Genomic DNA, 17,764 nt, shown 5'->3' with positions numbered 1-17,764 from the left:
TTTCTTTATTCAAAATCACTTTCTGATTCTGAACTATTTTCAGATTGTTCAATGTCAGCCATTAAGGCTTGTTCTGGATTAGCTACTAATTCAGCACGTAAACGAGCTTCTAATTCATCTGATTTTTCTATATTTTCGTTAAGCCATTTCATTGAATTAGCCTTTCCTTGACCAATTTTTTCGCCATTATAGGAATACCACGCACCTGATTTTTCTACAAGTTTGTGTTTTACCCCAAGTTCTAATAATTCACCTGCTTTTGAAATGCCTTCTCCATAGAGAATTTGGAAATCCACTTGGCGGAATGGTGCTGCTAGTTTGTTTTTTACTACTTTTACGCGAGTTTCATTTCCTATAATATTTTCCCCGTCTTTTACAGAACCTGTACGGCGAATATCTAAGCGAACGGATGAATAGAATTTTAATGCATTACCGCCTGTAGTGGTTTCAGGATTACCAAACATTACACCTATTTTCATACGGATTTGGTTAATAAACACAACTAGACAGTTTGCATTTTTAATTTGACCTGTGAGTTTACGCAAAGCTTGAGACATTAAACGCGCTTGCAGACCCATATGAGAATCCCCCATATCGCCTTCAATTTCAGCTTTTGGTGTCAGTGCGGCAACGGAGTCCACAATAATTACATCAATTGCGCCAGAACGAACTAATGCATCACATATTTCAAGTGCTTGTTCTCCATTATCTGGTTGAGAAACAAAAAGTTCTTTTACATCTACACCTAGTTTTGCTGCATAAATAGGGTCAAGTGCGTGTTCTGCATCAATAAATGCACAGGTTTTTCCTGCTTTTTGCGCTTGAGCAATGACGGAAAGAGTTAATGTTGTTTTACCAGATGATTCGGGTCCGAAGATTTCTACAATTCGACCCATAGGTAAACCACCAATTCCCAGTGCAACATCTAAGCCAAGTGATCCGGTAGAAATAGATTCTACATCCAACGTTTTAGTATCGCCTAATTTCATAATTGAGCCTTTACCAAATTGTTTTTCTATTTGCCCTAATGCAGCCGCTAGTGCTTTTTGTTTTTCTTCTTGAGTTGCCATAATTAAATTCCTGTTTGAATGTCCAATTTTTTATGATTATATCTGTATTGATGTACAGATCAAGAAAAATATTTATATTAATAAAAAATATGGGGTATACATTCTAGTAAAAAAGGTGAGTTAGTCTAAAAATAAAAGTTTTGATAGAATAATTAGATCAAATTATGTACGATTTTTAATCGCAAAAAAAGTTTTAAATATAGTATATTTATATATAAACCAATCGTTTACATAAAAATAAATTTCAAATTTACGATCTGCTTCACAAATCTGAGATTTATATTTAGGTGTAGTAAAAATGTCATGATATAAATGAAATCAGAAGTACTTCTACTGATTCTTTTAAAATAATTATTCATTGGAGGTTATATATGAATATAAAGGATGGGCATATAGATAAAGTTTGCTCTTTGCTAGACCTGTTAGTAGGAAATGTTACCTTTAAAAATCTTTTTACTGGTTACGGTTTGTTTCACAAGGAAGAGACAATGTTTGCCATCTGGCAAAATAAAAAGCTTTATTTACGAGGTGAAGATGAGCTTGCAACTCAATTAATAAAATTAGGTTGTGAACCTTTTACAACGAATGAATTGAATAAACGGTTTGTGCTTTCACAATATTATGCACTTACTGAACAGGTTTTACGTAATAATATGTTATGTAGAAAATTGATTATTCTTTCTATTAAGCAGATTCTTGAGCAGAAGCTAGAATATACGTTAAGAAAGTTAAATCGATTAAAGGATTTACCCAATTTAACGATTAAACACGAAAGAGCTTTAATAAAAGTTGGTATTACAGATGTTGTGATGCTAAGAGAAATTGGTGCAGAAAATGCATTGGTAGAATTAAAGAAAAATGGCAGTGGTGCTACGCTTGATTTTTATTGGAAGTTAGTATGTGCTTTGCAAAATAAAAATAGTCAGATGTTAAGTCAAGCTGAAAAAGAGCGTTTATTGAAGAAATTAAACGAAGTTTTGAGAAAAAATGGCTTGAAAGGCTATAGAAAATTAGATGATGAATAAAATTTGCTCATTCAAATAAATTTTTGTAAAAAGTACTTGCAAGGGATTTGAAAATCCCTATAATGCACCGCACACAACGACGCACTGTTGTGAAGTTTTTTAAGTTTCCAAGTGCGTCGTTCTTTTTTGCTCTTTAACAATATATCAGACAATCTGTGTGGGCACTTGTTGATTGACTTGTTTTAAAAATATTTTTTAATTTTGAAGTCTTAATAGGTGCTTAACTGAAAATTCATAATTACTTTTTTAAGTAGTGTTTATTTATAGCTAAGCAGTATATTGAGCGATTGAACTTGAATTGAAGAGTTTGATCATGGCTCAGATTGAACGCTGGCGGCAGGCTTAACACATGCAAGTCGAACGGTAGCAGGAGAAAGCTTGCTTTCTTGCTGACGAGTGGCGGACGGGTGAGTAATGCTTGGGAATCTGGCTTATGGAGGGGGATAACGACGGGAAACTGTCGCTAATACCGCGTAGAATCGGAAGATGAAAGTGCGGGACTGTAAGGCCGCATGCCATAGGATGAGCCCAAGTGGGATTAGGTAGTTGGTGGGGTAAAGGCCTACCAAGCCTGCGATCTCTAGCTGGTCTGAGAGGATGACCAGCCACACTGGAACTGAGACACGGTCCAGACTCCTACGGGAGGCAGCAGTGGGGAATATTGCGCAATGGGGGAACCCTGACGCAGCCATGCCGCGTGAATGAAGAAGGCCTTCGGGTTGTAAAGTTCTTTCGGTATTGAGGAAGGTTGATGTGTTAATAGTACATCAAATTGACGTTAAATACAGAAGAAGCACCGGCTAACTCCGTGCCAGCAGCCGCGGTAATACGGAGGGTGCGAGCGTTAATCGGAATAACTGGGCGTAAAGGGCACGCAGGCGGTTATTTAAGTGAGGTGTGAAAGCCCCGGGCTTAACCTGGGAATAGCATTTCAGACTGGGTAACTAGAGTACTTTAGGGAGGGGTAGAATTCCACGTGTAGCGGTGAAATGCGTAGAGATGTGGAGGAATACCGAAGGCGAAGGCAGCCCCTTGGGAATGTACTGACGCTCATGTGCGAAAGCGTGGGGAGCAAACAGGATTAGATACCCTGGTAGTCCACGCTGTAAACGCTGTCGATTTGGGGGTTGGGGTTTAACTCTGGCGCCCGTAGCTAACGTGATAAATCGACCGCCTGGGGAGTACGGCCGCAAGGTTAAAACTCAAATGAATTGACGGGGGCCCGCACAAGCGGTGGAGCATGTGGTTTAATTCGATGCAACGCGAAGAACCTTACCTACTCTTGACATCCAACGAATCCGATAGAGATATTGGAGTGCCTTCGGGAACGTTGAGACAGGTGCTGCATGGCTGTCGTCAGCTCGTGTTGTGAAATGTTGGGTTAAGTCCCGCAACGAGCGCAACCCTTATCCTTTGTTGCCAGCGATACGGTCGGGAACTCAAAGGAGACTGCCAGTGATAAACTGGAGGAAGGTGGGGATGACGTCAAGTCATCATGGCCCTTACGAGTAGGGCTACACACGTGCTACAATGGCGTATACAGAGGGAAGCGAAGCTGCGAGGTGGAGCGAATCTCATAAAGTACGTCTAAGTCCGGATTGGAGTCTGCAACTCGACTCCATGAAGTCGGAATCGCTAGTAATCGCGAATCAGAATGTCGCGGTGAATACGTTCCCGGGCCTTGTACACACCGCCCGTCACACCATGGGAGTGGGTTGTACCAGAAGTAGATAGCTTAACCTTTAGGAGGGCGTTTACCACGGTATGATTCATGACTGGGGTGAAGTCGTAACAAGGTAACCGTAGGGGAACCTGCGGTTGGATCACCTCCTTACCAAAGACGAGAGACAGCGAGTGCTCACACAGATTGGCTGATAGTTGTAGACAAGATTAAAAACGAAGCGAAAGCAACGTTGAAAAATAAACGTTAAAAGATAAAAAGAAGATAGAGTATCTTTAATTGATGTCCCCATCGTCTAGAGGCCTAGGACATCGCCCTTTCACGGCGGTAACCGGGGTTCGATCCCCGTGGGGACGCCAATTAAAGATAACTTTGTTAGATTATCTTGTTGTTCTTTAAAAAATTGGAAACAAGCTGAAAACAAGAGATTTTCGAGAGAAAGTCTGAGTGGGCAAGATAGGAAAGTGAAAGAGAGAACTGAAAAGGAAACTCTAAAAACAAAACCTGTTTTGCATAAAATCTTGATTGAACAAAAGCAATCAAGTGTTTAGTTGAATGAAGATACGCATCAAATTGACCGCACTTTGAAGTGAAAACTTAAAGTGATTGAAAACATTTGAGGTTGTATAGTTAAGTGACTAAGCGTACAAGGTGGATGCCTTGGCAATCAGAGGCGAAGAAGGACGTGCTAATCTGCGAAAAGCTTGGATGAGTCGATAAGAGGCGTTTAATCCAAGATATCCGAATGGGGAAACCCAGTAGATGAAGAATCTACTATTAACAAGTGAATTCATAGCTTGTTGAGGCAAACCGGGAGAACTGAAACATCTAAGTACCCCGAGGAAAAGAAATCAACCGAGATTTCGTCAGTAGCGGCGAGCGAAAGCGAAAGAGCCAGTAAGTGATAGCAGTATAGTTAGGAGAATGTGTTGGGAAACACAATCAAAGAGGGTGATAATCCCGTATCTAAAAACCATATTGTGGTACTAAGCTAACGAGAAGTAGGGCGGGACACGTGATATCCTGTTTGAAGAAGGGGGACCATCCTCCAAGGCTAAATACTCCTGATTGACCGATAGTGAACCAGTACTGTGAAGGAAAGGCGAAAAGAACCCCGGTGAGGGGAGTGAAATAGAACCTGAAACCTTGTACGTACAAGCAGTGGGAGCCTGAAAGGGTGACTGCGTACCTTTTGTATAATGGGTCAGCGACTTATATTTTGTAGCGAGGTTAACCGAATAGGGGAGCCGAAGGGAAACCGAGTCTTAACTGGGCGAAGAGTTGCAAGGTATAGACCCGAAACCCGGTGATCTAGCCATGGGCAGGTTGAAGGTTGGGTAACACTAACTGGAGGACCGAACCGACTAATGTTGAAAAATTAGCGGATGACTTGTGGCTGGGGGTGAAAGGCCAATCAAACCGGGAGATAGCTGGTTCTCCCCGAAATCTATTTAGGTAGAGCCTTGAGGTGACACCTTTGGGGGTAGAGCACTGTTTCGGCTAGGGGTCCATCCCGGATTACCAACCCGATGCAAACTACGAATACCAAAGAGTGATACTCAGGAGACACACGGCGGGTGCTAACGTCCGTCGTGGAGAGGGAAACAACCCAGACCGCCAGCTAAGGTCCCCAAGTCTATATTAAGTGGGAAACGAAGTGGGAAGGCTTAGACAGCTAGGATGTTGGCTTAGAAGCAGCCATCATTTAAAGAAAGCGTAATAGCTCACTAGTCGAGTCGGCCTGCGCGGAAGATGTAACGGGGCTGAAATATAGCACCGAAGCTGCGGCATCAGACGAAAGTCTGTTGGGTAGGGGAGCGTTCTGTAAGCGGATGAAGGTTAATCGAGAGGTTAGCTGGACGTATCAGAAGTGCGAATGCTGACATAAGTAACGATAAAACGGGTGAAAAACCCGTTCGCCGGAAGACCAAGGGTTCCTGTCCAACGTTAATCGGGGCAGGGTGAGTCGGCCCCTAAGGCGAGGCTGAAAAGCGTAGTCGATGGGAAACAGGTTAATATTCCTGTACTTGGTAAAGCTGCGATGTGGGGACGGAGTAGGTTAGGTTATCGCACTGTTGGATATGTGCGTTTAAGTTGGTAGGTGGGAAGTTTAGGCAAATCCGGACTTCTATTAAACACTGAGAGATGATGACGAGGCTCTAAGGAGCTGAAGTAACTGATACCACACTTCCAGGAAAAGCCACTAAGCGACAGGCTTTACTAAACCGTACTGAAAACCGACACAGGTGGTCAGGTAGAGAATACTCAGGCGCTTGAGAGAACTCGGGTGAAGGAACTAGGCAAAATAGCACCGTAACTTCGGGAGAAGGTGCGCCGGCGTAGATTGTAGAGATTTACTCTCGAAGGTTGAACCGGTCGAAGATACCAGCTGGCTGCAACTGTTTATTAAAAACACAGCACTCTGCAAACACGAAAGTGGAGGTATAGGGTGTGATGCCTGCCCGGTGCTGGAAGGTTAATTGATGGTGTAATCGAAAGAGAAGCACCTGATCGAAGCCCCAGTAAACGGCGGCCGTAACTATAACGGTCCTAAGGTAGCGAAATTCCTTGTCGGGTAAGTTCCGACCTGCACGAATGGCATAATGATGGCCAGGCTGTCTCCACCCGAGGCTCAGTGAAATTGAAATCGCCGTGAAGATGCGGTGTACCCGCGGCTAGACGGAAAGACCCCGTGAACCTTTACTATAGCTTGACACTGAACATTGAATTTTGATGTGTAGGATAGGTGGGAGACTTAGAAGTAGTCACGCCAGTGATTATGGAGTCATCCTTGAAATACCACCCTTTAACGTTTGATGTTCTAACGAAGATTGCGGAACGTGGTCTCGGACAGTGTCTGGTGGGTAGTTTGACTGGGGCGGTCTCCTCCCAAAGCGTAACGGAGGAGCACGAAGGTTTGCTAATCACGGTCGGACATCGTGAGGTTAGTGCAATGGTATAAGCAAGCTTAACTGCGAGACAGACAAGTCGAGCAGGTACGAAAGTAGGTCATAGTGATCCGGTGGTTCTGAATGGAAGGGCCATCGCTCAACGGATAAAAGGTACTCCGGGGATAACAGGCTGATACCGCCCAAGAGTTCATATCGACGGCGGTGTTTGGCACCTCGATGTCGGCTCATCACATCCTGGGGCTGAAGTAGGTCCCAAGGGTATGGCTGTTCGCCATTTAAAGTGGTACGCGAGCTGGGTTTAGAACGTCGTGAGACAGTTCGGTCCCTATCTGCCGTGGGCGTAGGAGAATTGGTTGGGGCTGCTCCTAGTACGAGAGGACCGGAGTGGACGCACCACTGGTGTTCCGGTTGTGTCGCCAGACGCATTGCCGGGTAGCTAAGTGCGGAAGAGATAAGTGCTGAAAGCATCTAAGCACGAAACTTGCCAAGAGATGAGTTCTCCCTGTCTTTAAGACAGTAAGGGTTGTTTAAGACGAAGACGTAGATAGGTCTGGTGTGTAAGTGATGTGAGTCATTGAGCTAACAGATACTAATTGCCCGAGAGGCTTAACTATACAACGCTCAAGTGTTTTTGGGAAAAGAGCGAAAGAGAAGAGAAATTAACTAAACTAAACTAACTATTCAGCTTGTTGCCGATAAGAAGAGAGACGAAAAAAGTGAAGTCGTAAAAGAGAAGAAACAAAGAGAGAAGTTATCAAAGAATTATCCCGGCGGCGATAGTGCGGTGGAACCACCTGAGACCATACCGAACTCAGAAGTGAAACGCTGTAATGCCGATGGTAGTGTGGGGTTTCCCCATGTGAGAGTAGGGCACCGCCGGGTTATCAAATACAAATCTAAATCACATAAAAAAAGAAGAACCCCAGTCGAAAGGCTGGGGTTTTTTCTATCTTTAAATTTTAAAAAATTAGTAGAACACTCTTTGTGTCTGGCGATATCTCAATAGCAATACTGGGCAGGGATACCTCTTGTCCTTACATCAGTACCTTATTTACTAAGATAGAATAAAAAATAATCAATTTGCTCTCATTATAATGAGAGTGTTTATTCCTTTACAGGAATAAACAAACATCTTGTAAATAATGAACTTAAATCAGGAGAAAAGTGTATGCTTATCCCAATTTTTGAAAATGGTAAGAAAATACACTAAGATAGCTCTGGTAATAAGTACCAGTATGATTTAACCAATTCAATGGATCAATTTTCTTATTCTACAGATCTCAGTGCACAAATGCGTGATAAATCATCTATTACGACAACACGAAATCCAAATGGAGGGGGAATTTATGAGTAATTTCTTTAATTCTTTATTTTCTGATAAAGGAGAAATTAAAGGTATTGATAATCAATATTCTGTATCTGAAATCGTAGATATTCTTAAGGAAGAAGGTTATTCTATTAATGTAATACAAGATAATTTTTTGGTGTTTAGATTACAAGGTACGAATGTTGTAGTTGTTCCCCATGATGGAGGTGATATTCAATTTTGTATCATGTATGACGATGATGAGAACCGATTTTCATTAAGAAAAGTGAATAAAATAAATATTGATTATAGACTCGGAAAATTTTATTTAACAGATGATGATAAATTAGGAATCGAGCTTCTTTTGCGCAATGATGGTAATGGTGTAACTAAGTCTCAAATTATTCAAGGACTATCAGATATTTCTTTATTAAATGGATTAGCTAAGAAAGAATTTTGGTAAGTTATTAGTTCCATATCCTAAGATCAAATCAAATATGCTGCAGGTTATTTTACATCTGTCTTAGAAGAATTAAAAAAATCTCTCCAAATTCGAATATTAATCTAAGCCCCATTCGGGGTTTTTCTACACATCTTTTTCTACCTGTGCTACAATCCCACTAAAATTCTACCCTTAAAAACAAGAGAAATTATGACCGCACTTAATGTATTAATTTATCCTGATGATCATTTGAAGGTTGTCTGTGAGCCTGTTACTGAAGTTAATGATGCAATTCGTAAAATTGTTGATGATATGTTTGATACGATGTATCAAGAGAAAGGTATTGGTTTAGCTGCACCTCAAGTAGATATTTTGCAACGTATTATTACTATTGATGTTGAAGGCGATAAACAGAATCAGTTTGTTTTGATTAACCCTGAAATTTTGGCTTCTGAAGGCGAAACGGGAATTGAAGAGGGCTGTTTATCCATTCCGGGGTTCCGTGCATTGGTTCCTCGTAAAGAAAAAGTGAAAGTGAGAGCGTTAGATCGTGATGGTAAAGAATTTACTTTAGAGGCTGATGGTTTGCTTGCGATCTGTATTCAACACGAGATCGATCATCTTAATGGAATTTTATTTGTTGATTATCTTTCTCCACTTAAACGCCAACGTATTAAAGAAAAGTTGATTAAATATAAGAAGCAGATTGCGAAAAGCTAAAACGTAGGGTGGGCTTTAGCCCACCAATCATTTCAAAAAATGGTGGGCTGAAGCCCATCCTACTTCCTATCAATTACCATAACGTAGAACATTATGAAATCACTTAATATTATTTTTGCTGGCACGCCAGATTTTGCTGCACAGCATTTACAAGCTATTCTAAATTCTCAACATAATGTGATCGCTGTTTATACTCAACCAGATAAACCAGCTGGTCGCGGTAAAAAACTGCAAGCAAGCCCAGTCAAGCAACTTGCTGAGCAAAATAACATTTCCGTTTATCAACCTAAATCCTTACGTAAAGAAGAGGCACAGACTGAATTAAAAGCGTTAAATGTAGATGTAATGGTTGTTGTGGCTTATGGATTAATTTTACCGAAAGCTGTATTAGATGCCCCTCGTTTAGGTTGTTTGAATGTGCATGGTTCTATTCTTCCACGTTGGCGAGGTGCAGCACCCATTCAGCGTTCAATTTGGGCTGGTGATGCACAAACTGGTGTAACCATTATGCAAATGGATGAAGGTTTAGATACTGGCGATATGTTACACAAAGTCTATTGTGATATTTTACCGACTGAAACTTCAACGAGTCTTTATAACAAACTGGCGGAGCTTGCTCCATCGGCGTTAATCGATGTTTTAGATAATCTTGAAAATGGTAAATTTATAGCCGAAAAACAAGATGACAGCCAAAGCAATTATGCAGAAAAACTTTCTAAAGAAGAGGCTCAATTAGATTGGTCTCTTTCTGCAATGCAACTTGAGCGTAATATCCGTGCCTTTAATCCTTGGCCTATTGCTTATTTTTCAACAGAAGATAAGGATGGCAATGCTCAAACGTTAAAAGTATATCAAGCAGAAGTATTGCCTCATCAAGATAAACCAGTGGGAACTATTTTAAGTGCAGATAAAAATGGCATTCAAATTGCGACTGTCGATGGCATCTTAAACTTATTGCAATTACAGCCAGCAGGTAAAAAGCCTATGTCTGCACAAGATTTATTAAATGGCCGTGCAGAGTGGTTTACTATTGGTAAGGTGCTTGCATAATGAAAAAATTCTCTTCTAAAACTATCAAAGTAAAAAATTCAGTAAAAATGACCGCACTTTCGACCAGGGCTATCGCAGCAAACTTAATTTTGCAAGTATTGGATGAGGGCAAATCCTTGTCAGCGTTAATCCCAGAAGTGCAACTTTCTGTAAAAGCCCAAGATTTGCCTTTGTTACAAGAAATTTGTTTTGGCGTGTGTCGCGTATTGCCTCGCTTAGAGCAAATTATCAAACGTCTTGTAGATAAACCGCTTAAAGGTAAAACTCGTATTGTTCATTGCCTGTTACTTGTTGGGTTATATCAATTGCTTTATATGCGAGTGCCTGCTCATGCGGCAGTTGATGAAGTTGTGAACGCAACAAAATCATTAAAATCTGATAGTTTTAGAGGATTAGTGAATGCGGTTTTGCGTAGATTTTTACGTGAGCAAGATGAAATTTTGGCGATTATCGATAAAAATTGGCAAACGCTTCACCCTGAATGGTTTGTGAATAAATTAAAAAAAGCCTATCCGAATTGGCGTGAGATTATTGAGGCGAACAATCAGAAACCACCAATGTGGCTACGTGTGAATTCACAAAAAAACGCCCTTGAAACTTACCGCACTTTACTTGAAGAACAAGGTGTTTCTTTGAAAACAAGCCACCATCCTAATGCGCTATGTTTAGATATACCGATTGCGGTGCAAAAATTACCGCACTTTGAAGAAGGTGCTGTAACGGTACAAGATTTGAGTGCGCAATGGGCGGCAATGTTGCTTGAGCCTAAAAATGAGGAATGGATCCTCGATGCTTGTGCTGCACCCGGTGGTAAGACGACCCATATTTTAGAACTGGCACCTCAAGCTAATGTGATTGCATTAGATGTAGAATCTCATCGCTTAAAACGAGTAGAAGAAAATCTTGAACGTTTAAATCAGCAAGCGATAGTGGTTTGCGGCGATGCGAGTAAACCTGACGAATGGTTAGCTGAAATTGGTAAAAGTGCGGTAAAATTTGACCGAATTTTACTTGATGCACCTTGTTCTGCAACTGGAGTGATTCGCCGTCACCCCGATATAAAATGGTTACGCAAAGAAACCGATATCGCTCAGCTCGTTGAATTACAGAAGAAAATCCTGAGTGCACTTTGGGAAAAACTGAAGCCAAACGGTGTTTTGCTTTATGCGACTTGTTCTGTATTGCCAGAAGAAAATGGCGAACAAATCCAAGCATTTTTAAATGCTCACGCAGATGCGGAGTTATTGCCATTACCTGTTAGTGATGATAAAAGTGCGGTGGGTTTTCAATTCATTCCACAACCAAATAGTGGCGATGGGTTCTATTATGCTAAATTGCTTAAACGAGCATAAAGGAGAGCGATAATGAAAATTATCATTTTGGGTGCAGGTCAGGTAGGAACGACGCTTGCAGAAAACTTAGTCAGTGAAGATAACGATATTACCTTAGTGGATAATGAATCTCCTCAGTTACAAACATTGCAAGAAAAGCACGATTTGCGTGTGGTACAAGGCTCTCCATCATCTCCAAAAGTGCTTCGTGACGCAGGCGCGGCAGATGCCGATTTAATGGTTGCCGTGACAGCCTCCGATGAAATCAATATGGTCGCTTGCCAAATGGGCTATACATTATTTAATACGCCAATGCGAATTGCACGTATCCGTAATTCAGAATATTTACGTGAAAAAGACAAGTTGTTCAACAATGAAAATATACCTATTGATCATTTAATTTCGCCTGAAAATCTTGTCACTGATGAAATTACGCGTTTAATTGCTTATCCAGGTGCATTACAAGTTGCCCATTTTGCCAATAATCGTATTAGTATTGTTGTAGTGAAAGCTTATTATGGGGGGGCTTTGGTTGGATATGCACTTTCCGCATTTCGCGAACATATGCCACATATTGATTGTCGCATTATGTCTATTTTACGTAATGGCAAACCGATTCGTCCACAAGGCTCAACCATTGTAGAAGCTGGCGATGAAATCACGTTTATTTGCGCTACTGAACATATTAAGGCGATAATGGGAGAGTTACAACGTTTGGAGAAACCTTATAAGCGAGTAATGATTGTTGGTGGAGGAAATGTTGCTTTTGGCGTAGCAAAACGTTTGGAAAATTCTTGTACTGTAAAGCTTATTGAACGAGATTCAAACAGAGCGCAAGCCTTAGCAGAAAAGTTGCCAAAAACGTTAGTATTTAATGGAGATGCCTCAGACCAAAACTTGCTTTTTGAAGAACATATTGAAAGTGTGGATGTATTTCTTTCATTAAGTAGCGACGATGAAGCGAATATTATGTCAGCTTTGTTAGCCAAGCGTTTAGGTGCGAAAAAAGCAATGGTACTGATTCAACGGATTGCTTATATTAATCTTATTCAGGGAGGCACGATTGATATTGCGGTTTCTCCACAACAAGTAACGATTTCTGCTTTGTTAGGTCACGTGCGTAAAGGCGATGTAAAAAATGTGGCAACATTACGACATGGCATTGCCGAAGCCATTGAAATTGTTGCACACGGTAATGTCAATACTTCAAATATAGTAGGGCGAAAAATTGGTGAGTTGCGTTTGCCGATGGGAATCATTATTGGTGCTTTATTACGAGGGAATGATGTAATTATTGCTCGTCGTCAAGTGATTATTGAAGAAGGCGATCATATAGTGATTTATTTAAGTGATAAGAAAAATGTGCCAGAAATTGAGAAATTATTCCAACCAAGCGCATTCTTTATTTAGTTTTTTTACTTTTCAGAGTGATTTATTATAATAGTCGCTCTTTTTATGTAATTTTTGAAGGGGAACATTATTATGAATTTTATTAAAGAATTTCGCGAATTTGCAATGCGTGGCAATGTCGTAGATATGGCTGTCGGTGTGATTATTGGTAGCGCATTTGGCAAGATCGTAAGTTCACTTGTTAGTGATATTTTTACGCCCGTGTTGGGGATTTTAACTGGTGGTATTGATTTCAAAGATATGAAATTTGTATTAGCACAAGCACAAGGCGATGTTCCTGCAGTTACGTTAAATTATGGTTTGTTTATTCAAAATGTGATTGATTTTATTATTATTGCTTTTGCAATCTTTATGATGATCAAAGTAATCAATAAGGTAAGAAAACCAGAGGAGAAAAAAACTGCACCAAAGGCAGAAACATTGCTTACTGAAATCCGTGATTTATTAAAGAATAAATAATATTTAAAGAATGAAAGTTAGCAGAAATGCTGACTTTTTTTATTACTATTTTTTAAGCTATAATCAGCCCTCAATTTTAGGGAAATAAAATGGAAAAATATAATAAACTTCGCATTGAATGGGATTGTCGTCGAGGAATGCTGGAGTTAGATAAAATCATAATGCCTTTTTATTTGACGCATTTTCATGAATTAACGGATGACAAAAAAGATATCTTTATTCGTTTATTAGCAAGTACGGATTTGCAGTTATTTTCGTGGTTTTTTAATCTTGCGAAATCACAAGATGTAGAGCTTCAAATGATGGTTGAATATATTCAAAAAGTGCAGAAAATCATCATAAATTAAAATTATTGATTAGCGAATGAACTTTTTTAACACGCTTTTGTCTGAACAAGCAACAAGAGCTTGCTGTCTTGATATTAAGGCGTGTTAGATATTGGCATGGGAGAAATATGGCTGAACAGCTAACAGATCAGGCTTTGGTAGAAAGAGTACAGCAAGGGGATAAAAAAGCCTTCAATTTGTTGGTTTCGCGTTATCAAAATAAAGTAGCAGGGCTTTTGACCCGATATGTATCGCGTAACGATATTCCTGATGTGGTGCAAGAATCCTTTATAAAGGCTTATCGCTCAATTGAATCTTTTCGTGGCGAAAGTGCTTTCTATACATGGCTTTATCGAATTGCCGTTAATACGGCAAAAAATTATTTAACGGCTCAAGGTCGCCGTCCACCAAATGAAGATATTTTGGCAGAAGATGCTGAAAATTATGATGTGGGAACACACCTTAGGGATGTGGATACACCCGAAAATGAGATGTTGTCTAGTGAGTTAGAAAGAATTGTTTTTGATACTATTCATAACTTACCAGAAGATTTAAAAACTGCGATTACGTTACGAGAACTAGAAGGTTTAAGTTACGAAGATATTGCAGAAATTATGGATTGTCCTGTTGGTACGGTTCGTTCCCGAATCTTCCGAGCAAGGGAAATGATCGAAAATAAAATTCAACCTCTAATGTAGAGCGAATAACAATCGGAGTTTACTATGCAAAAAGAGCAGCTTTCAGCCTATATGGATGGAGAACAAGTCGAAACTGACTTGATAGATGCTTTATTAAGAGACGAAGAATTACAAGCGTCTTGGCATTCATTTCATACCGTTCGTTCAGTAATGCGTAAAGAAAGTGCGGTCTTTTTAGGGGCTGATTTTACCGCTAAAATGGCAGATTTGATTGAGTTAGAAGACGTGAAGAAAGTTGATGTCATTGCTGTGTCTCAACCTGAACCAGAAGACGCACATAATTCTGTATTTATGCAAAAATTAAAAGCGTTCTTTGCACCAATGACGCAAGTTGCTGTTGCTGCTGGTGTATGTTTAGTGGCAGTACTTGGTGTTCAATCTTTCAATAATAAAAACGATGCGTCTAATTTACCTGAGACTCCAGTATTGCAAACCTTGCCATTTAATAATGCGGTTCAAGAGGTTAGCTATAATGCGCCAAGTAAAGATACATTAACTTCAGATCAGCTTGAGAAAAAAAGTCGTCGCATTGGTGCAATGTTGCAAAATTATGAATTGCAACGTCGAATGCACTCTGATGCTTTAGATGTAAGTAGCAGTCAAGTAAGATAAATTGGTTTCCTTTGTTCAGATTATTGATTCACCACCTAATTGTTATTTAGTGTGGTGAATTTTTATCCTTTAGATTTCTATGAAAAAAATCCCATTAAAATTTACCGCACTTTCTCTTTCTTTGCTATTAAGTAGCATTGCTTCTGCTGAAGAGCTTTCTGCGAAGCAGTCTTTAGATAAAATGACACAAGCATTGGATAATCTCAATTATGAAATTGCCTTTGTGCAAACTACTCCCGCAAATATGGATTCGTTTCGTTATCGACATATCAAACAAGATAACAAAACTTACGCACAATTAGTTACTTTAGATGGCCATCAGCAAGAAATTATTCAGCGTGATAATTTAGTCAGTTATTTTCAGCCAAATGCACAAGCATTTACGCTTAATAGTGGCAATATAGTTGATGCGATGCCAGCAGTTGTGCGTGCAAATTTTGATAAGCTTTCTTCTGATTATGATTTCGTAAAATTAGGTAAAGATCGTGTTGCTGGGCGTTTCGTTGATACGATTAGAATTGTGCCTAAAGATGATTTTCGGTATCAATATTTGGTGTTTGTCGATGAAGAAAATGGCTTGTTATTGCGCAGTGATATGCTTGATCGTGAAGGCAAGCTACTCGATCAATTCAGAGTCGTAACACTTTATATTGATGACAGATTAAGAGGATTAACCGATTATATTAATAAAGTGTCAATGCCACCTTTATTGAAAGAAAGTAAAAATAAACAAACTTCAAATATAACTTGGTCAGCGGGATGGTTACCAAGAGGTTTTTCTTTGAGGCGGTATACACAAGAAGTATTAGAAAATGAAATCATAGATAGCGCATTATATAGCGATGGTTTATTTACTTTTACGTTGTTTGTTTCTAATGTAGGCTCTAATGACTTACCAGAAAATACTTGGAAACAAGGGGCCTATACGATTTATAGTGAAGTGATCGGTGGAAAAGAAATTACTTTTATTGGGCAATTACCAATCTCGACGGCAAAGCGCATTGTGCAAGAAGTCAAATTTTGATAAAAAGTGCGGTGATTTTTTACGATATTTTTATCAATAACTGATTTTGAGTTAGGCATTGACTAAGATTCGCTCGTTTTTACGTGCGAATTTTTATTTTCTTAATTTTATTAATTCTACTTGATGATTATGACCTTTTTTTAGAATTAAATTTGCTCGCTCACGGGTTGGAAGAATGTTTTGATTGAGATTTAATCCGTTAATTTCATCCCAGATTTTACTTGCCGTCGCGATAGCCTCTTCTTTTGATAAGCTTGCGTAATGTTTAAAGTAAGAATTAGGATCGTTGAATGCACTTTCGCGGAATTTCAGAAATCGTTTGATATACCATTCTTTCAATAATTTTTCTTCAGCATCAACATAAATAGAGAAATCCACAAAATCTGATACGAATGTTTGATCGGTTTTATTATTACCCGTTTGAAGTACATTCAAGCCTTCTAAAATAAGAATGTCAGGTTTATCTACCACATCAAATTTATCGGGAATAATATCGTATGTTAAATGAGAGTAAATTGGTGCTGTAACATTGCTTTTACCTGATTTTACATCCGCTAAAAAGCGAATGAGTTTAGGTGTGTCATAAGAAACGGGAAAACCTTTCTTTTGTAAAAGATTATCTTGTTTAAGCTTGTTTAATGGATAAAGAAACCCATCTGTTGTGATGAGATCAACTTTTCTTTCAGTTGGCCAATGAGAAAGTAGAGATTGTAGAATACGTGCAGAAGTGCTTTTCCCAACAGCGACACTGCCAGCAATACTAATTATGTAAGGTGTTTTGGCATTATTTCTGCCTAAAAAACGATGTAGTACCGTTTGGCGATGTAAATTTTCATCAATGTAATAGTTAATAAGACGAGTTAATGGTAGGTAAATTGTACTTACTTCATCTAATGAAAGGTCTTCATTAAAGCCTAAGAGTGGTTTGAGATCCTGTTCTGTCAATTTTAATGGAACGGATTTACGTAATTCCGCCCATTGTTCACGATTAAAGCTTAAAAAAGGTGTTTGCTGAGTTGAAAATTCCACAATAATTTTATTTGATGGCTAAATAAACAGAGAAAAATATACGCTATAAATAAAAATTTAGCATTCATTTTTCATTAAATGTACGCTAATTTGATTAAAAAATCACTTTTTTGATTGTGATTTAAACGAATAATCAAAAAAATAAACTTTTTTATAAAAAATACTTGTCAGTTAAAGTTTTTTCCATATAATACGCCTCACTTGCTTACGACACGCCGACTTAGCTCAGTAGGTAGAGCAACTGACTTGTAATCAGTAGGTCATCAGTTCGATTCCGATAGTCGGCACCATTCTTTCGTATCAAGTATTCATTTAGTGTGGAGGGGTTCCCGAGCGGCCAAAGGGGGCAGACTGTAAATCTGTTGGCTCAGCCTTCGAAGGTTCGAATCCTTCTCCCTCCACCATCTTTTAGATGGATCCTGATGGGACAGACGAATTTAGGACTTGCGGGCATCGTATAATGGCTATTACCTTAGCCTTCCAAGCTAATGATGCGGGTTCGATTCCCGCTGCCCGCTCCAGACGCTGATATAGCTCAGTTGGTAGAGCGCACCCTTGGTAAGGGTGAGGTCGGCGGTTCAAATCCGCCTATCAGCACCAGTCTTATAATTCCTCATCCTTATATCAATCAGCAAATAAATTTATTGGTTAATGTGGTTTAATTTACCC

General features: G+C 39.4%; 13 protein-coding genes, 5 tRNA genes and 3 rRNA genes. 19 read left to right on the top strand and 2 right to left on the bottom strand.

Annotated elements, in window-relative coordinates; all coding sequences use genetic code 11:
- Positions 1-5 precede the first annotated feature (5 nt).
- Positions 6-1,070, bottom strand: coding sequence for a recombinase RecA (gene recA, locus ACPT8Q_RS01870; RefSeq protein WP_050848032.1), 1,065 nt, complete (start codon positions 1,068-1,070; stop codon positions 6-8).
- A gap of 371 nt (positions 1,071-1,441) precedes the next feature.
- On the opposite strand from recA, the gene tfoX reads away from it, so the two are divergent.
- The 15 genes from tfoX to rseB all read left to right on the top strand — a co-directional run bounded on the left by tfoX (position 1,442) and on the right by rseB (position 16,066).
- Positions 1,442-2,095 (top strand): DNA transformation protein TfoX, encoded by a 654-nt coding sequence (gene tfoX, locus ACPT8Q_RS01865; RefSeq protein ID WP_076773806.1) that lies wholly within the window; start codon positions 1,442-1,444, stop codon positions 2,093-2,095.
- A gap of 295 nt (positions 2,096-2,390) precedes the next feature.
- Positions 2,391-3,929, top strand: a 16S ribosomal RNA gene (locus ACPT8Q_RS01860).
- 131 nt (positions 3,930-4,060) lie between these two features.
- Positions 4,061-4,135 (top strand) — tRNA-Glu (locus ACPT8Q_RS01855).
- Positions 4,136-4,404: 269 nt separating this feature from the next.
- Positions 4,405-7,302, top strand: a 23S ribosomal RNA gene (locus tag ACPT8Q_RS01850).
- Positions 7,303-7,454: 152 nt separating this feature from the next.
- Positions 7,455-7,570: ribosomal RNA gene (gene rrf / locus ACPT8Q_RS01845) — 5S ribosomal RNA — on the top strand.
- Together the 16S, 23S and 5S rRNA genes with 1 tRNA gene alongside form the textbook arrangement of a ribosomal RNA operon.
- Before the next feature lie 464 nt (positions 7,571-8,034).
- Positions 8,035-8,457, top strand: coding sequence for a YbjN domain-containing protein (locus ACPT8Q_RS01840; RefSeq protein WP_041175255.1), 423 nt, complete (start codon positions 8,035-8,037; stop codon positions 8,455-8,457).
- A 189-nt stretch (positions 8,458-8,646) separates the two neighbouring features.
- Complete coding sequence (gene def, locus ACPT8Q_RS01835) at positions 8,647-9,156, top strand: peptide deformylase (RefSeq protein ID WP_050949280.1); 510 nt, start codon at positions 8,647-8,649, stop codon at positions 9,154-9,156.
- A gap of 93 nt (positions 9,157-9,249) precedes the next feature.
- On the top strand, positions 9,250-10,206 hold the full coding sequence (gene fmt / locus ACPT8Q_RS01830) for a methionyl-tRNA formyltransferase (protein ID WP_050949281.1): 957 nt from the start codon (positions 9,250-9,252) through the stop codon (positions 10,204-10,206).
- On the top strand, positions 10,206-11,558 hold the full coding sequence (gene rsmB / locus ACPT8Q_RS01825) for a 16S rRNA (cytosine(967)-C(5))-methyltransferase RsmB (RefSeq protein ID WP_050949282.1): 1,353 nt from the start codon (positions 10,206-10,208) through the stop codon (positions 11,556-11,558). Before fmt ends, rsmB begins: the two co-directional genes overlap by 1 nt.
- Before the next feature lie 12 nt (positions 11,559-11,570).
- A complete protein-coding gene (gene trkA, locus ACPT8Q_RS01820) occupies positions 11,571-12,947 on the top strand; it encodes a Trk system potassium transporter TrkA (RefSeq protein ID WP_042600616.1) in 1,377 nt (458 codons plus the stop codon).
- A 72-nt stretch (positions 12,948-13,019) separates the two neighbouring features.
- Positions 13,020-13,406, top strand: a complete 387-nt coding sequence (gene mscL, locus ACPT8Q_RS01815; RefSeq protein ID WP_005658680.1) for a large-conductance mechanosensitive channel protein MscL — start codon at positions 13,020-13,022, stop codon at positions 13,404-13,406.
- 89 nt (positions 13,407-13,495) lie between these two features.
- On the top strand, positions 13,496-13,753 hold the full coding sequence (locus ACPT8Q_RS01810) for a succinate dehydrogenase assembly factor 2 (protein WP_005658682.1): 258 nt from the start codon (positions 13,496-13,498) through the stop codon (positions 13,751-13,753).
- Positions 13,754-13,860: 107 nt separating this feature from the next.
- Positions 13,861-14,430: an RNA polymerase sigma factor RpoE gene (gene rpoE / locus ACPT8Q_RS01805; protein WP_005658683.1), complete on the top strand. Its 570-nt coding sequence runs from the start codon at positions 13,861-13,863 to the stop codon at positions 14,428-14,430.
- Positions 14,431-14,454: 24 nt separating this feature from the next.
- A complete protein-coding gene (locus ACPT8Q_RS01800) occupies positions 14,455-15,042 on the top strand; it encodes an RseA family anti-sigma factor (RefSeq protein ID WP_005651258.1) in 588 nt (195 codons plus the stop codon).
- A 79-nt stretch (positions 15,043-15,121) separates the two neighbouring features.
- Positions 15,122-16,066, top strand: a complete 945-nt coding sequence (rseB, locus tag ACPT8Q_RS01795; protein WP_050949283.1) for a sigma-E factor regulatory protein RseB — start codon at positions 15,122-15,124, stop codon at positions 16,064-16,066.
- Positions 16,067-16,159: 93 nt separating this feature from the next.
- Here rseB and coaA read toward each other — a convergent pair whose 3' ends face one another.
- Positions 16,160-17,095 carry a type I pantothenate kinase gene (gene coaA / locus ACPT8Q_RS01790; RefSeq protein WP_005667563.1) on the bottom strand — a complete coding sequence of 312 codons (936 nt, stop codon included), beginning with the start codon at positions 17,093-17,095 and terminating at the stop codon, positions 16,160-16,162.
- Between the two features lie 214 nt (positions 17,096-17,309).
- On the opposite strand from coaA, the gene ACPT8Q_RS01785 reads away from it, so the two are divergent.
- The 4 genes from ACPT8Q_RS01785 (at position 17,310) to ACPT8Q_RS01770 (ending at position 17,695) form a co-directional block, all read left to right on the top strand.
- A tRNA-Thr gene (locus ACPT8Q_RS01785) sits at positions 17,310-17,385 on the top strand.
- A gap of 29 nt (positions 17,386-17,414) precedes the next feature.
- Positions 17,415-17,499: transfer RNA gene (locus ACPT8Q_RS01780), tRNA-Tyr, on the top strand.
- Positions 17,500-17,541: 42 nt separating this feature from the next.
- Positions 17,542-17,616, top strand: a tRNA-Gly gene (locus ACPT8Q_RS01775).
- 3 nt (positions 17,617-17,619) lie between these two features.
- Positions 17,620-17,695: transfer RNA gene (locus ACPT8Q_RS01770), tRNA-Thr, on the top strand.
- Positions 17,696-17,764 lie beyond the last annotated feature (69 nt).

Source organism: Haemophilus sp. HN_Hi10 (assembly GCF_049821985.1).
Lineage (GTDB): Bacteria > Pseudomonadota > Gammaproteobacteria > Enterobacterales > Pasteurellaceae > Haemophilus > Haemophilus influenzae_D.
Note: the sequence above shows the minus strand (reverse complement) of the source record. Positions and strands in the feature narration are given on the sequence as shown.

What these genes read in the sequence shown, in the direction of transcription:
- recA (WP_050848032.1), bottom strand. Translation starts at nt 1,070, where the DNA reads ATGGCAACTCAAGAAGAAAAACAAAAAGCACTAGCGGCTGCATTAGGG.
- tfoX (WP_076773806.1), top strand. Translation starts at nt 1,442, where the DNA reads ATGAATATAAAGGATGGGCATATAGATAAAGTTTGCTCTTTGCTAGAC.
- ACPT8Q_RS01840 (WP_041175255.1), top strand. Translation starts at nt 8,035, where the DNA reads ATGAGTAATTTCTTTAATTCTTTATTTTCTGATAAAGGAGAAATTAAA.
- def (WP_050949280.1), top strand. Translation starts at nt 8,647, where the DNA reads ATGACCGCACTTAATGTATTAATTTATCCTGATGATCATTTGAAGGTT.
- fmt (WP_050949281.1), top strand. Translation starts at nt 9,250, where the DNA reads ATGAAATCACTTAATATTATTTTTGCTGGCACGCCAGATTTTGCTGCA.
- rsmB (WP_050949282.1), top strand. Translation starts at nt 10,206, where the DNA reads ATGAAAAAATTCTCTTCTAAAACTATCAAAGTAAAAAATTCAGTAAAA.
- trkA (WP_042600616.1), top strand. Translation starts at nt 11,571, where the DNA reads ATGAAAATTATCATTTTGGGTGCAGGTCAGGTAGGAACGACGCTTGCA.
- mscL (WP_005658680.1), top strand. Translation starts at nt 13,020, where the DNA reads ATGAATTTTATTAAAGAATTTCGCGAATTTGCAATGCGTGGCAATGTC.
- ACPT8Q_RS01810 (WP_005658682.1), top strand. Translation starts at nt 13,496, where the DNA reads ATGGAAAAATATAATAAACTTCGCATTGAATGGGATTGTCGTCGAGGA.
- rpoE (WP_005658683.1), top strand. Translation starts at nt 13,861, where the DNA reads ATGGCTGAACAGCTAACAGATCAGGCTTTGGTAGAAAGAGTACAGCAA.
- ACPT8Q_RS01800 (WP_005651258.1), top strand. Translation starts at nt 14,455, where the DNA reads ATGCAAAAAGAGCAGCTTTCAGCCTATATGGATGGAGAACAAGTCGAA.
- rseB (WP_050949283.1), top strand. Translation starts at nt 15,122, where the DNA reads ATGAAAAAAATCCCATTAAAATTTACCGCACTTTCTCTTTCTTTGCTA.